Source organism: Sinorhizobium sp. GQ132 (assembly GCF_059758575.1).
On sequence record NZ_JCAXDX010000001.1, the window covers coordinates 729,680 to 742,876 of the forward strand.

General features: G+C 63.4%; 14 protein-coding genes. 11 read left to right on the forward strand and 3 right to left on the reverse strand.

Annotated elements, in window-relative coordinates; all coding sequences use genetic code 11:
- Window positions 1–66 precede the first annotated feature (66 nt).
- The 4 genes from AC6CIG_RS03290 to AC6CIG_RS03305 all read left to right on the forward strand — a co-directional run bounded on the left by AC6CIG_RS03290 (window position 67) and on the right by AC6CIG_RS03305 (window position 4,294).
- The gene (locus AC6CIG_RS03290; protein WP_164866744.1) at window positions 67–897 is read left to right on the forward strand and encodes a pseudouridine synthase; all 831 of its coding nucleotides are present in this window, start codon (window positions 67–69) and stop codon (window positions 895–897) included.
- A 233-nt stretch (window positions 898–1,130) separates the two neighbouring features.
- On the forward strand, window positions 1,131–2,108 hold the full coding sequence (locus AC6CIG_RS03295) for a tripartite tricarboxylate transporter substrate binding protein BugD (protein ID WP_102761521.1): 978 nt from the start codon (window positions 1,131–1,133) through the stop codon (window positions 2,106–2,108).
- Between the two features lie 206 nt (window positions 2,109–2,314).
- Window positions 2,315–2,776, forward strand: a complete 462-nt coding sequence (locus tag AC6CIG_RS03300; RefSeq protein ID WP_100671026.1) for a tripartite tricarboxylate transporter TctB family protein — start codon at window positions 2,315–2,317, stop codon at window positions 2,774–2,776.
- Window positions 2,777–2,788: 12 nt separating this feature from the next.
- Window positions 2,789–4,294: a tripartite tricarboxylate transporter permease gene (locus AC6CIG_RS03305; protein WP_102761520.1), complete on the forward strand. Its 1,506-nt coding sequence runs from the start codon at window positions 2,789–2,791 to the stop codon at window positions 4,292–4,294.
- A 45-nt stretch (window positions 4,295–4,339) separates the two neighbouring features.
- On the opposite strand, the gene AC6CIG_RS03310 is transcribed toward AC6CIG_RS03305, so the two are convergent.
- Window positions 4,340–5,314: a C45 family peptidase gene (locus tag AC6CIG_RS03310; protein WP_102761519.1), complete on the reverse strand. Its 975-nt coding sequence runs from the start codon at window positions 5,312–5,314 to the stop codon at window positions 4,340–4,342.
- 292 nt (window positions 5,315–5,606) lie between these two features.
- Between AC6CIG_RS03310 and AC6CIG_RS03315 the strand changes: the two genes are divergently transcribed.
- The 4 genes from AC6CIG_RS03315 to AC6CIG_RS03330 all read left to right on the forward strand — a co-directional run bounded on the left by AC6CIG_RS03315 (window position 5,607) and on the right by AC6CIG_RS03330 (window position 7,749).
- The gene (locus tag AC6CIG_RS03315) at window positions 5,607–5,855 is read left to right on the forward strand and encodes a type II toxin-antitoxin system Phd/YefM family antitoxin (RefSeq protein ID WP_102761517.1); all 249 of its coding nucleotides are present in this window, start codon (window positions 5,607–5,609) and stop codon (window positions 5,853–5,855) included.
- Window positions 5,852–6,325, forward strand: coding sequence for a type II toxin-antitoxin system VapC family toxin (locus AC6CIG_RS03320; protein WP_102761516.1), 474 nt, complete (start codon window positions 5,852–5,854; stop codon window positions 6,323–6,325). Before AC6CIG_RS03315 ends, AC6CIG_RS03320 begins: the two co-directional genes overlap by 4 nt.
- 93 nt (window positions 6,326–6,418) lie before the next feature.
- On the forward strand, window positions 6,419–6,892 hold the full coding sequence (locus AC6CIG_RS03325) for a carboxymuconolactone decarboxylase family protein (protein ID WP_102761515.1): 474 nt from the start codon (window positions 6,419–6,421) through the stop codon (window positions 6,890–6,892).
- The gene (locus AC6CIG_RS03330; RefSeq protein ID WP_018096032.1) at window positions 6,892–7,749 is read left to right on the forward strand and encodes a sigma-70 family RNA polymerase sigma factor; all 858 of its coding nucleotides are present in this window, start codon (window positions 6,892–6,894) and stop codon (window positions 7,747–7,749) included. Before AC6CIG_RS03325 ends, AC6CIG_RS03330 begins: the two co-directional genes overlap by 1 nt.
- 23 nt (window positions 7,750–7,772) lie before the next feature.
- Here the strand turns inward: AC6CIG_RS03330 and aztD are convergent, their stop codons facing one another.
- Window positions 7,773–9,008, reverse strand: coding sequence for a zinc metallochaperone AztD (aztD, locus tag AC6CIG_RS03335; RefSeq protein ID WP_498322300.1), 1,236 nt, complete (start codon window positions 9,006–9,008; stop codon window positions 7,773–7,775).
- A gap of 223 nt (window positions 9,009–9,231) precedes the next feature.
- Window positions 9,232–9,894 carry a TetR/AcrR family transcriptional regulator gene (locus AC6CIG_RS03340; RefSeq protein ID WP_102761513.1) on the reverse strand — a complete coding sequence of 221 codons (663 nt, stop codon included), beginning with the start codon at window positions 9,892–9,894 and terminating at the stop codon, window positions 9,232–9,234.
- A 296-nt stretch (window positions 9,895–10,190) separates the two neighbouring features.
- On the opposite strand from AC6CIG_RS03340, the gene AC6CIG_RS03345 reads away from it, so the two are divergent.
- Genes AC6CIG_RS03345 through AC6CIG_RS03355 form a run of 3 tightly spaced genes read left to right on the forward strand, consistent with a single transcriptional unit; the run spans window position 10,191 to window position 13,122 of the window.
- The gene (locus AC6CIG_RS03345; protein WP_102761512.1) at window positions 10,191–10,754 is read left to right on the forward strand and encodes a TRAP transporter small permease; all 564 of its coding nucleotides are present in this window, start codon (window positions 10,191–10,193) and stop codon (window positions 10,752–10,754) included.
- 10 nt (window positions 10,755–10,764) lie between these two features.
- The gene (locus AC6CIG_RS03350; protein WP_102761511.1) at window positions 10,765–12,045 is read left to right on the forward strand and encodes a TRAP transporter large permease subunit; all 1,281 of its coding nucleotides are present in this window, start codon (window positions 10,765–10,767) and stop codon (window positions 12,043–12,045) included.
- A gap of 60 nt (window positions 12,046–12,105) precedes the next feature.
- The gene (locus AC6CIG_RS03355) at window positions 12,106–13,122 is read left to right on the forward strand and encodes a TRAP transporter substrate-binding protein (protein WP_102761510.1); all 1,017 of its coding nucleotides are present in this window, start codon (window positions 12,106–12,108) and stop codon (window positions 13,120–13,122) included.
- Window positions 13,123–13,197: the final 75 nt, after the last annotated feature.

Here is a 13,197-nt window from a genome sequence, read left to right on the forward strand (position 1 = left end):
GAGGCGCGCCACCACCGAAAAGGGAGCCGATACCTCTGCCGGATCTCTGGCCTACCACCGCCATTTATGTCAGAGGAGGCACGATCCAACAGCGCGGAGGCGGAAACGGTGAAACAGCGCCACCCTACGGCGAAAAGGCGGATCGGAGGCGCGAAAGCCGGCGAACTGCCCGGCAAGCGCGTGACGCTCGCCCGGGCGCTCTCGAAGCTCGGCTACTGCTCGAGGACGCAGGCCGAAAAGCTGATCGCCGAGGGGCGTGTCAGCGTCGCCGGCCGGAAGATCACGGATCTCTCCCATTGGGTCGACATCGAAACGGACAGAATCGCCGTCGACGGAACCGTCATTGCCGCGCAAGCCAGAGTCTATCTCATGCTGAACAAGCCGCGCGGCCTCGTGACCACCCGCGACGATCCCGAGGGCCGGCCGACTGTCTTCAGCTGCCTCGACAATGTCGACGTTCCGTCCCTCTCGCCGGTTGGCAGGCTCGACAAGGCCAGCGAGGGGCTTCTGCTCTTCACCAACGACACGGTTCTGGCGCAGCGACTGCTCGATCCGGAGACCCATCTCGGCAAGGTATACCATGTTCAGGTGCGCGGCATTTTCGGCGAGGCCATGGCCGCACGGATGCTGGAAGGCGTTACGGAGGGTGGCGAACTGCTGCGCGCCGTGCGGGTCGAGCTCCTGAAAAGCGGAGACAGGAACAGCTGGATCGAGGTGGAGCTTGACGAAGGACGCAACCGCCAGATCCGCCGCATGCTCGACGCGCTCGGCTTCGAGTGCCTGCGTCTCCTTCGCGTCTCGATCGGCGACATACGCCTCGGCGACCTGCCGAAGGGAGCAAGCCGGCCGCTGACCGAGGCGGAGATAGTTTATCTCAGACACCGCACCGGGCTCTGACGAGAGGCTTTCCCCGGCTTGCCGGCGCGGCAAGCTCGATGTCCGGAAATCCACCCACCGACAGGCGCTTTTGTTTCCAAATCCACCCATTTGACGCGCCGATAGTCGGTAAATGCATGAAACGGCGTCGGGCAGCGGTTGTCTGTGCTAAAATCCGGCTTGCTAATGGGTGAACCCAGAACCGGCGGGAGGAACCATGCCGGCTGGTCGATAATTTCATCCGGGAGGAAAAGATGAAAATCCTTAACGCGCTTCTGGGCGCAGCCGCCGCCGTTTCCCTTTTGGCCGCTTCGGCGAACGCCCAAACCTATCCGGAGCGCACGGTCACCATGGTGGTGCCGTTCTCGGCCGGCGGCCCGACCGATACGGTTGCCCGCCTCGTCGCCGAGTCCATGTCGAAGGATCTCGGCCAGCAGATCATCGTCGAGAATGTCGGCGGCGCCGGCGGGACGCTCGGTGCCGGCCGCGTCGCTCAGGCCGATCCGGACGGCTACACGCTGCTTCTGCACCACATCGGCATGGCCACCAGCGCGACGCTCTATCGCAAGCTCGCCTATGACACGCTGAATGCCTTCGAATATGTCGGCCTCGTCACCGAAGTTCCGATGACCATCGTTGCCCGCAAGGATTTCGAGCCGACCGACCTCAAGGGCCTGATCGAACACGTCAAGGCGAACAAGGACACGGTGACGGTCGCCAATGCCGGCATCGGCGCGGCGTCGCATCTTTGCGGCATGATGTTCATGAGCGCGATCGAAACGCCGCTGACGACCGTGCCCTACAAAGGGACCGGCCCGGCGATGACCGACCTGCTCGGCGGCCAGGTCGACATCATGTGCGATCAGACGACGAACACGACGAAGCAGATCCAGGGCGGCACGATCAAGGCCTATGCGGTGACCTCGCCGCAGCGCCTCAAGATCTTCCCCGATCTGCCGACCGCCGAGGAAGCGGGCCTTGCCGGCTTCCAGGTCGGCATCTGGCACGGCATCTATGCGCCGAAGGGCACGCCGGCCGAAATCACCGACCGCCTCTCCAAGTCGCTGCAGAAGGCACTCAAGGACGAGAACGTGGTTGCCCGCTTCGGCGAGCTCGGCACCGAGCCGTCGAGCGAAGCCGACGCAACCCCGGCGGCGCTTAAGGCCAAGCTCGAAAGCGAGATCGCCCGCTGGAAGCCGGTGATCGAGGCCGCCGGCCAGTACGCCGACTGATCGCGCGTCAGGCCTTCAATCCGGTGCGGGCGCCTATCGAGGATGCGCCCGCACCGGCGTTGACAGCTGTCAACAGGCGATGCCTCGGCTTCCCGCTTTCGGGCGACATGCATCAGCCAGCAGAACATGCGAAGATATTCGCCAAGAACCGGTGCGGCACGCTCCTCGGAAAAGGGATCGGCGCACACGGAAATAATGGGGAAACGATGAAATCCATCTCTTTCGACACGACCAACGCGCTGTGCGGCGGCATTCTGACGGCCGTCGGGCTGTTCTTCGCCTGGCAGTCGCTCGGGCTCGAGCTCGGCACTGCTTTCCGCATGGGCCCCGGCTATTTCCCGCTGGTTCTCTCCGCCGTGCTGATCCTGCTCGGCCTGATCATCCTGGTGCAATCGGCGCGCGTTCACGGCGAGCCGATGGGGCCGATCGCCATCCGCGGCATCGTCTTCATCCTGCCGGCGCCGATCTTCTTCGGGCTGACGGTGCGCGGCCTCGGCTTCGTCCCCTCCCTCTTCTTCACGGCGCTGATCGCCTGTTTCGCCTCCAGCCGGATGAAGCCGCTCTGGGCGATCGCCCTCTCGCTTGCCTTGACCATCTTTTCGGTCGGCGTCTTCAGCTACGGTCTCAACCTGCCATTCGAGCGGTTCGGCCCGTGGACCCGGTTCTAGGAGTCGGCGACGATGGAACTCTTCAGCAATCTTGCCCTCGGCTTCGCCACAGCCGCCTCGCCGGCGAACCTGCTCTTTTGCCTGATCGGCGTACTCCTCGGAACCCTGATCGGCGTGCTGCCCGGCATCGGCGCCACCGCGACCATCGCCATGCTGCTGCCGATTACCTTCCAGCTTGAGCCGGTCTCTTCGCTGATCATGCTCGCCGGCATCTATTACGGCGCTCAATATGGCGGATCGACCACGGCGATCCTGATCAACATGCCCGGCGAATCCTCGTCTGCCGTCACCGCCATCGACGGGTATCAGATGGCGCGCAAGGGCCGCGCCGGCACGGCGCTCGCGATCGCGGCGCTCGGCTCGTTCTTCGCCGGCACGGTCTCGACATTCCTGGTCGCGCTCTTCGCGCCGCCTTTGACGGAGATTGCGCTCGAGTTCGGCGCGGCGGAATATTTCTCGCTGATGATCGTCGGCCTCGTCTCCTCGGTCGCGCTTGCGCACGGATCGGTCATCAAGGCGCTTGCCATGGTGGCGCTCGGCCTGCTTCTCGGCCTCGTGGGCACGGATATCTATACCGGCACGCCGCGCTTCACCCTCGGCATCCGGGAATATTCGGACGGCCTCAATTTCGTGGCGCTGGCGGTCGGCGTCTTCGGTATCGCCGAAATCCTCCGCAATCTCGAAAGCGAGAAGACGCGCGAAGTGCTGATGGCGAAGGTCACCGATCTGATGCCGACGCGCGAGGACTTCAGGCAGATGGCCGCGCCGGTCCTGCGCGGCACGGCCATCGGCTCGGCGCTCGGCGTATTGCCCGGCGGCGGCGCGATCCTCGCCGCCTTCGCCTCCTACACGGTGGAGAAGCGCCTCTCCGACCGACCGGAGGAATTCGGCCGCGGCGCGGTCGCGGGTGTCGCCGGACCTGAAAGCGCCAACAATGCCGGCGCGCAAACCTCGTTCATCCCATTGCTCACCCTCGGCATTCCGGCAAATCCGGTGATGGCTCTGATGATCGGTGCGATGATCATCCAGGGCATCGTGCCCGGCCCGAACGTGGCGGTGGAGCAGCCGGCGCTTTTCTGGGGCATCATCGCCTCGATGTGGATCGGCAACCTGATGCTGGTGGTCCTCAACCTGCCCTTGATCGGCCTCTGGGTGAAGCTCCTGAAGATCCCCTATTTCGTGCTCTTCCCGATCATCATGGCCTTCTGCTCGATCGGGGTCTACAGCGTCAACTCCAACGTCTACGACCTCTACGCCGTCGCCTTCTTCGGCCTCGTCGGCTACCTGCTCCTGAAGCTGCGCTGCGAACCGGCGCCGCTGCTCCTCGGCTTCGTGCTCGGCCCCCTGCTCGAGGAAAACCTCAGGCGCGCCATGATCCTCTCTCGCGGCGACCCGACGACCTTCGTCACCCGGCCGATCAGTGCGACCCTGCTCCTCATCGCCCTCGCCGTACTCGTCGTCGTCTTCCTGCCGAGCATCAAGAAAAAGCGCGAGCAGGTCTTCGTTGAGGAGGATTGAACCGGATCGGTCTGGTGCACCGGGCGCATGGCCCCATGCGCCCGCTCACTGACCGGGAAATCGATCGGTGAAGGTGTGCGTGTATTCGCCTGTCCGGAAATCCTCGAAACGCTGAGACCAGCGTTTCCCCGGCCAGATATAATCTACTCTGCCTTTTGCAGGTCGATAGACGGCTGTGTAGAGGGTGGGATGGGAGCCGCTCACGGAATAAAGCGGCGGCCGAAGGAAGCCATCCGTCAGCTTCTCCAGCGACATGGAAGGATCCTCTAGTGCTTGCAGAATAAATTGCTGTCGAGCCACCGAGAATGATGACGGTCGTGCCGCCCGCTGATGATTTGCGCATGCCTTCAGGCGCGTAATGATCGGGCGCTGGCCCGGTCCGAGGAACAGAGTGGCATAATTGCCGGCCCTATCCAGTACGGTGACGTTCTGCGCGAGCGCCACAGGTATTCGGCATAGAGCTTTGACAGCCTGCTCGACCTGCTGACAGGTCTCCAGCACGTAGCGGATCACGAGGATGATCGAGAACCCCCTGCCCTGAGAACGTCCGCCCCCAAGAGTAACGCTTGCGGCCAGTCCTTTCTCATTCATCCCATCCACGCAGCCTCCCCAAGGGCGTTGCGCCTTCGCGATCACCTTCAACCCGGACCACCGGGTCATTTCGAAACGATCGGAGGCGACACTCGGCGGATAGTCGAAATTGCGGATCAGTGCCGGGCCCCCTTCCCCGAGCCAGACAGATTGACTGCAGCCGTAAGCATCCGGCGCGGGTCGAAAGTGACTGAGCATCCGATGAGCAACCTCATCATCTCCAACGAGAGCGCAGGCGTGCTCATAGTGAGGAACGAGTTCCGGCATGTACTGCCGTAAGGCCTCGCGACATTCTTTGGCGCTTGGACCCGATGCTCGTCGGGCCCGCCCGAAATACCAGCTCTCCGCCTCGGCTCGACCGGCGGCAAACCGCGAAAGCCAAGCTTCCCCAGGCCGTTCCTCTTGCGCCGCGACGAAGGTCTTCTCCATAGCGGGAGGAGTATAAGGACGGAGTGAGCGGCTTTGCAACGCAGCCTTGTTGCCCGCTTTCCGCCCGCGGGAGACATCCAGCGAAGCACCGGCGACGGTTCTTCCGCGCGTCGCCTATCGCACACGGCTCGGCGGCCGCGATCGCACCTGTGTTGTCCTCTCGGCCATCAGGATCGCGGTTGCCGTCGTCGTCGTCTTCCCGCCGCGGGGCCGAGCCCGAGATCGAGCCTTGAATTCCTCCGCCCGCAGGCGCATATATGGTCACATGTGACTATATGCCTGGGATGGAATCATGTCGACCGTGAGCCTCAAAGATGCCAAGGCCGGCCTGTCGGCCTATGTAGACGAGGCGATCGCCGGCGAGTTCGTAACGATCACCCGCCACGGAAAGCCCGTCGCAGCGCTGGTTCCGCTTGCGGCAGCGGAGATTGCACGCAAGGCCCTAAACAGGATCCGGCCCAGCCTGGCCTCGCATCTCCAGAAGTTTCCCGGCGGTGAGTTCGAACGCAACAGTTCACCATCCCGGGATGTCGATCTGTGAGCGGTTATCTCCTCGACACGAACGTCATTTCGATGTTCTCGCCATCCAAGCCGGCAGTGCCGGAGGGTTTTATCCGCTGGCTGGAGGCGGCCGATGCGGAAGGCACGATATTCCTGTCCGTGGTGACAGTTCACGAAATCGAAAAGGGCGTCGCCCTGCTCGAGCGGAAGGGAGCCACGGCGAGAGGAGCAAGTCTTCGGCTCTGGCTTTCCGGCCTTGTGTCGACCTACGACGACAGGATCCTGTCGATCGACACGACCGTTTCCACAATATCGGGCCAACTGGAAGCAATCGCGGTCGCGGCCGGTCACAGTCCCGGCATGGCCGATGCGCTGATCGCCGGCACAGCGAAAGTCCATGACCTGGTCGTGGTCACTAGGAATCTTAAGCACTTCGAACCCTTCGGGGTTGGCGTGATGGCTCCCGGGGCGGACGATACGAGGAACTCCGGCGGTTCGCTGGAACAGTAAAAGTTCGGTCCACGCACAAAAAATTTCGCATCGATGTCACACCGGCGGATGCTGTCTCGTCATGGTGTCGGAACCAACAAAAGGAGACCGACCATGACTGCCAGACTTGATCCCTTTGCCGCCGCCCCTTCGCTGATGAAGAGCTGGTTCAGCATCTCGACCACGATCGCTTCGAGCCTCGAGTCGAGCCTTATCGAACTCGTCAAGATCCGCGCTTCGCAGATCAACGGTTGCGCAAACTGCATCAACATGCATACGACGGAGGCGCGTGCCAAGGGCGAGAGCGAGCAGCGGATCTACCTGCTCTCGGCATGGCGAGAGGCGCCGTGCTATACCGACCGCGAGCGCGCTGCGCTCGCCTGGACGGAAGCTTTGACGCGGCTGTCGGAGGGCCATACTCACGCCGCCGCCTATGAGGCGCTGAAGGCCGAGTTCACGCAGGAGGAGCAGGTGAAGCTCACGCTCATGATCAATGTCATCAACGGGTGGAACCGCCTCGCCGTGGGCTTCGGCCTGTGGGTCGAACCGGCAGCCGCGAAGACAATCGCCGAGAAGGCGGTCGCCTGATGACACAGGCTACGCAAGCGGATGCGGCAGCGAGTTTCGACCCGCTGCGTCCGAAGCTGATGCGCGTCGCCTATCGCATGCTCGGCTCGGTTGCCGACGCCGAGGATATGGTGCAGGAGGCCTTCATCCGCTGGATGGGGGCCGACCGCGCCGCGGTGCGCGAACCGGAGGCCTTCCTGCGCCGCACCGTCACCCGGCTCTGCCTCGATCAGCTGAAATCGGCTCGGCGCCAGCGCGAGACCTATGTGGGGCCTTGGCTTCCCGATCCCGTCGTGGAGGAGGAGGAAGAGGAAGACGTCACCTTGCCGCTGATGCTGGCGCTGGAGCGGTTGTCCCCTCTCGAGCGGGCAGCGTTCCTGTTGCACGACGTGTTCGGGCTCGGTTTCGAGGAGGTCGCGGCGACCATCCAGCGCGACGCCGCCGCCTGCCGGCAGCTTGCCGCCCGCGCGCGCTCGCATGTCCGGGAGGCAAGGCCTCGCTTTCACGTCGAGAAGGAGCGCGGCCTCCAGCTTGCGGAGGCCTTCTTCAAGGCCTCGCGCAGCGGGGACATGAACGCGTTCGGCGCAATGCTCGCGGCCGATGTCAGCATCCATGCGGACGGCGGCGGCAAGCGCTCGGCAGCGATCATGCCGATCGTCGGCTTTGATGCCGTTATGAAGGTCCATGAGAAGCTGGCTGCGCTTTTTCGGGCGAACGGCTCGAAACTGCTGCGCATCGGTTTCGTCAACGGGCTGCCCGGCTTCATCACGATGGAAGCCGACGGCGAAATCCAGACCACCGCCCTCGATATCGAGGGCGGCAAAGTCGCTGCGATCTATGTCGTAAGGAACCCCGACAAGCTGAGGCACCTGCACTGAGCCCGACGTGAAAGCGCTCGAAATCAGTGCGAGGCGCCGGAACCGCCGACGGCGACGATCGCAAAGGGCTGACCTTCGATGGGGATCGTGCGGGTCTCCTTGAGAGTCTCTGCATCGATCACCCGGAGGAGCGCGTGTCGCGGGTCGGTGATCACGATCTGGCCGTCGGCTGCCGCCAGGCGCGGGCGCGGATCACGCCAATGGCCGTCCTTGCTGTATGGCTCGGTGACCCTGCCCTTGCGGAGGATTTCCCCCTTGATCACGTCCAGCACATGAAGGTCGCCGTCTTCCGTCAGGATGTAGGCATTGGCCGGCATTGCAGGATCCAGGAGGAAGTCGACACGCCGGGTCGGCAGCGTGATCAGCCGATACGGTTCGCTGCTGTCGGGATCGATGAGCACGATTTTATCGTCGCCGTAATTGCCGAGGAAGAACTGCATCGCCTTGCCTCCGAGCAGGGTGCCGGTGTGACCCTTCGGGAAATCCGAGGGGTAGGGAAGCATTGTGAGCTTCGGCCCGTCGATACCGCCGGGGCGGGCGACGAGCACCCCTTCCTTGCAGCCGAAGGCAACGAGACGGGCTGATGTGGCCTCGCCATGCAGGTCGGTGCATTTGCTGATCTCGCCGATCTGCCCGCCCTTCTCGTCGATCACACGCACGCCGACGCGCGGCGGCAGTTCGTCCGGCTTCGGCTCGATTTCCGTGTCCGGCACCGAGACGAGGACGTGGCGCCCCATGCTCACGGCGACACCATGGTGCGGCCTGGTCGTATCGATGGTCCTGACCTGCGCCTTGCCTTCGAGAAGTGCGGCTTCATCGACGATGTCGGCCTTGCCGCCGCGATCGTAGAAAATGATCGCGTGATCGTCATGCGGCACCACATGGGCGGGGCGCTTGCCCTCGAGCGCCACCGGAAGAAGCGCCACATCGGAGACTTCCAGGTCGCGATGCTCCCCATGATCCGAGAACCCGATGCCGGTCTTGATGACGTGTACGATGTCCTTTTCCGACTGCGCGGCGAAGACCGTCTGACCGGATGCGCTGACCGTCAGGGCTGCATATCCCTTGGTGTCGTAGCGGCCCAGTTCCTTGCCGTTCGAAAAGTCGATGGCGCGTACCACCGGCTGCGTGTGATCGGCGACGAACAGGCGCCAGGCCTCCTTCGTCTCATGATCATCCGCGCGTGCGCCGGGTGCGGCCAGGACGAAAGCGGTCGCCACTGCTGCCATCAGGCGGGCCCGGGTGAGAGACAATATCATGGGGGGTCCTTTCTTTGTTTGAAACAGTCTTCGTCCGCGCAGTCCGTCGGCACGGCCGGGCCTATCGCACAGCGGATATTCCCGGAGTCGCTATGTTATTACATTACTCGATAGCGACGTAATAACATTACCAAAGCCGTGCCTGTCAATCCCGAGAACGTTACAAGCGAATGCTTTTCGCCCTCGTTCCCCTGCTGGTCGCAGAAATGAAATCGGAGAGGATCTAGCGACGCGCCGCGCCGGGCTCGTCGCCCTTCAGATAGCTCACCACGGCATCGGCGATCATCGTGCGATGCCGCGCGATCGTCTCGGGCTCCGACAAGTCGCGGCGGAAGATCGTGCCGAAGGTGTAGCGGTTCGACACGCGGAAGAAGCAGAAGGCGCTGATCAGCATGTGCACGTCGATCGGGTCGGCCTTGCGGCGGAAGGTCCCGTCGCCGAGGCCGCGCTCGATGATTGCGTCGATCATCTGGATCACCGAGACGTTGAGGTCGCGGATCGCATCGGAGCGCAGCATGTGGGCGGCGCGATGGATGTTTTCGATGCTGACCAGACGGACGAAGTCCGGATTGGCCTCGTCATGGTCGAAGGTGGTCGCGATCAGCGTGCGAAGCGCCTCTTCCGGGGGCAGGTTCGCAAGCTCCAGGTCGGCCTCCAGCGTGCGGATCTTGCGATAGGACCGCTCGAGGACGGCGAGATAGAGCGCTTCCTTGCTGCCGAAGTAATAATAGATCATCCGCTTCGAAGTGCGGGTGCGCTCGGCGATCTGATCGACGCGCGCGCCTGCGAGGCCATGGGTGGAGAATTCCTCCGTCGCGACTTCGAGGATGTCGTCCTGCGTCCGCTGCGGATCGTTCTTCCTGCCGTTTGCCTGCCGCTCCGCCATTTTCACCGCGCTGCCCCCCGCTCTCCCTCAAGCCGTTTACCGATCCAATTGCCGAAGCGAGGCGGCGGTCGAACCACGGACCTCCCGAACGATGGATCAAGACATATCACCTTGCCGAGCCCTTTCAACCTCGCGGGATTGATTTTCCGAACTAGTTAGTACATTTTGCAACGAGACATGCCGAACGCCACGAAGGAGCGTGGTGGAAGGCTCCGGGCGACCGCCTGGTTGGGAGGAGAAGCCTGCGACAGGTCTGCGCCTTGCGCTGTCGCTCGCCTGTCGCTTGGGAGGAGCGGATGAGCCGCATCATCGATTTCTATTTCTTCGCGTTGAAGGTGACGATCGCGCTGCTGCTTGCCGGCATGGTCGTCCTCGTCTTCGGCAATGTCGTGCTGCGCTATGCCTTCAACCAGGGAATAACGGTGTCGGAGGAGCTGTCGCGGATGTTTTTCGTCTGGCTCACCTTTCTCGGCGCCGTGGTCGCCATGCGCGAGCACGGCCATCTCGGCGTCGACTCGCTCATCAAGCGCCTGCCGCCGCGCGCCGCGAAGGCGGCCGTGCTCTGCGGCCACGCGCTGATGCTCTTCGCAATCTGGCTGGTGATCAGCGGCAGCTGGACCCAGACGCTGATCAACCTCCATGTCGGCGCGCCGGCGACCGGCATCTCCATGGCCTTCTTCTACGGAGCGGGCCTCGCCTTCGGCATTCCGGCCTTCCTGATCCTGCTCGCCGATGCCTTCGCGATCGCGACCGGCCGCATCGACGTGACCACGACCGATCTCGTACGCGACAGCGAGGACAAAGCAGCACTCGACGACATTTCTTCCCCCGCAATCGGTCCGCTTTCGGCGAAGCATTGAGGAGGCGGCGATGACCGTATCCATCTTCCTCGGCGCCCTTCTCGGACCCATGGCGCTCGGCGTGCCGATCGCCTTCGCCCTCATCCTGAGCGGCGTGGCGCTGATGCTCTATCTCGGCCTCTTCGACGCCCAGATCGTGGCGCAGAACGTGCTGAACGGTGCCGACAGCTTCCCGCTGATGGCCGTTCCCTTCTTCCTGCTTGCCGGCGAGGTCATGAATACGGGCGGCCTCTCCCGTCGCATCGTCGCACTGGCCATGGCCATGGTCGGCCATATCCGCGGCGGGCTCGGCTTCGTCGCGATCTTCGCGGCCTGCATTCTCTCCAGTCTTTCCGGTTCGGCGGTCGCCGATGCGGCCGCACTCGGCGCGCTGCTTCTGCCGATGATGCTGAAAAGCGGCCACGACCCGGCGCGCGCCGGCGGGCTCATCGCCTCCGCCTCGATCATCGGCCCGATCATACCGCCCTCGATCGGCTTCATCCTCTTCGGCGTGGTCGGCGGCGTCTCCATCACCAAACTCTTCCTCGCCGGCATATTCCCGGGACTGATGATCGCCGCGGCGCTTTCGATCACCTGGCTGATCGTCGCCCGCAAGGAGCAATTCGAACTGCCGCCGCGGCAGAGCGGCAGGCTGCGGCTCAGGGCCTTCGTCGACAGCCTCTGGGCGCTTTTCCTGCCCGTCATCATCATCGTCGGTCTGAAGTTCGGCGTCTTCACCCCGACGGAGGCGGGTGTCATCGCCGCCGTCTATTCGCTCTTCGTTTCGATGGTCGTCTATCGCGAACTGGCGCCGGCGCAACTCTTCCACGTCTTCGTCTCGGCCGCCAAGATCAGCGCCGTGGTGATGTTCCTCGTCGCCTGCGCGGCGGTTTCGGCCTGGCTGATCACCGTTGCCGACGTTCCCGGCGCGCTCGCCGCACTCCTCGAACCCCTGATGGGCAACCAGACGGCTCTGCTTATCGCGATCATGGTCTTGATCGTGATCGTCGGCACCGCGATGGACATGACGCCGACGATCCTGATCATGACGCCGGTGCTGATGCCGGTCATCAAGCAGGCGGGCATCGATCCGGTCTATTTCGGCGTGCTCTTCATCATCAACAACTCGATCGGCCTGATCACCCCTCCGGTCGGCACCGTCCTGAACGTCATCTGCGGCGTGTCGAAGCTTTCGATGGAGAATCTGATGAAGGGCGTGATGCCCTTCCTCTTCGCGGAACTGATCGTTCTTTTCCTGCTCGTCCTGTTCCCTGAACTGGTGACCGTTCCGGTCTCCTGGTTCGGACGCTGACGCGCGATTTTCGACTGTCAACAAGGCCGGCACGATACCGGCCCAACCTGGGAGGAAAACATGTTCGACAGACTGACCAAAATGGCATTGGGCCTGGCCGTGCCACTGGCACTCATGACGGCGGGCCCGGCATTCGCGGAAATCCGCGATCAGACGGTCAAATTCGCCTCGGCGAACAACAAGGGTCATCCGCAGGTGACCGGCATGGAGAAATTCGCCGAGCTCGTGAAGGAGAAGAGCGGCGGCAAAATCGAGGTGAAGCTCTTCCCCGGTGGGACGCTCGGCGGCGACGTCCAGACCGTTTCGGCGCTGCAGGGCGGCGTCATCGAGATGACGGTGCTGAACGCCGGCATTCTGGCGAGCAACGTCAAGGAGTTCGGCGCGGTCGACCTCCCCTTCCTGTTCGACAGCGGCGAGGAGGCGGACAAGGTGATGGACGGTCCCTTCGGCACCGGCCTGATGGAACGCCTGCCCGACACCGGGCTCGTAGGCCTCGCCTATTGGGAGCTCGGTTTCCGCAACCTGACCAACAACCGGCATCCGGTGACCAAGCTCGAAGACATCAAGGGCCTGAAGATCCGCACCATTCAGTCGCCGATCCCGGTCGAGCTTTTCAACGCGCTCGGCGCCAATGCGGTGCCGCTCCCCTATACCGAGCTCTATACCGCGCTCGAGACGGGAACGGTCGACGGCCAGGAGAATCCGTCCGCCAACATCATCAACGCAAAATTCTACGAGGTGCAGAAGTACATGACGCTCACCCGTCATCAGTACAATCCGCAGATCGTGCTCGTCAGCAAGAAGTTCTGGGACGGCCTCAATGACGAGGAGAAGGCCGTGCTGCAACAGGCAGCCGTCGAAGCGCGCGACTTCCAGCGCAAGGTCTCGCGCGAGCAGGATGCCGCAGCACTCGAAGAGATCCGCAAGACGGGGATGGAGGTCAGCGAACTGAGCCCCGAGGAAACGCAGAAGCTGCGCGATGCCGTCAAGCCGATGATCGAGAAGTTCAGTGCCGATATCGGCCAGGAGACGGTCGAGGCGCTCTTCAAGGAAATCGGCACCGCCCGCGGCCAGTGATCGTCATGCCGGTTCGCCCGCAACCGGACGGGCCGGCGCGCCGTGGCCGCGGCCGAAAACCGAAACAACCGGAAC

What these genes read in the sequence shown, in the direction of transcription:
- AC6CIG_RS03290 (WP_164866744.1), top strand. Translation starts at nt 67, where the DNA reads ATGTCAGAGGAGGCACGATCCAACAGCGCGGAGGCGGAAACGGTGAAA.
- AC6CIG_RS03295 (WP_102761521.1), top strand. Translation starts at nt 1,131, where the DNA reads ATGAAAATCCTTAACGCGCTTCTGGGCGCAGCCGCCGCCGTTTCCCTT.
- AC6CIG_RS03300 (WP_100671026.1), top strand. Translation starts at nt 2,315, where the DNA reads ATGAAATCCATCTCTTTCGACACGACCAACGCGCTGTGCGGCGGCATT.
- AC6CIG_RS03305 (WP_102761520.1), top strand. Translation starts at nt 2,789, where the DNA reads ATGGAACTCTTCAGCAATCTTGCCCTCGGCTTCGCCACAGCCGCCTCG.
- AC6CIG_RS03310 (WP_102761519.1), bottom strand. Translation starts at nt 5,314, where the DNA reads ATGGAGAAGACCTTCGTCGCGGCGCAAGAGGAACGGCCTGGGGAAGCT.
- AC6CIG_RS03315 (WP_102761517.1), top strand. Translation starts at nt 5,607, where the DNA reads ATGTCGACCGTGAGCCTCAAAGATGCCAAGGCCGGCCTGTCGGCCTAT.
- AC6CIG_RS03325 (WP_102761515.1), top strand. Translation starts at nt 6,419, where the DNA reads ATGACTGCCAGACTTGATCCCTTTGCCGCCGCCCCTTCGCTGATGAAG.
- AC6CIG_RS03330 (WP_018096032.1), top strand. Translation starts at nt 6,892, where the DNA reads ATGACACAGGCTACGCAAGCGGATGCGGCAGCGAGTTTCGACCCGCTG.
- aztD (WP_498322300.1), bottom strand. Translation starts at nt 9,008, where the DNA reads ATGATATTGTCTCTCACCCGGGCCCGCCTGATGGCAGCAGTGGCGACC.
- AC6CIG_RS03340 (WP_102761513.1), bottom strand. Translation starts at nt 9,894, where the DNA reads ATGGCGGAGCGGCAGGCAAACGGCAGGAAGAACGATCCGCAGCGGACG.
- AC6CIG_RS03345 (WP_102761512.1), top strand. Translation starts at nt 10,191, where the DNA reads ATGAGCCGCATCATCGATTTCTATTTCTTCGCGTTGAAGGTGACGATC.
- AC6CIG_RS03350 (WP_102761511.1), top strand. Translation starts at nt 10,765, where the DNA reads ATGACCGTATCCATCTTCCTCGGCGCCCTTCTCGGACCCATGGCGCTC.
- AC6CIG_RS03355 (WP_102761510.1), top strand. Translation starts at nt 12,106, where the DNA reads ATGTTCGACAGACTGACCAAAATGGCATTGGGCCTGGCCGTGCCACTG.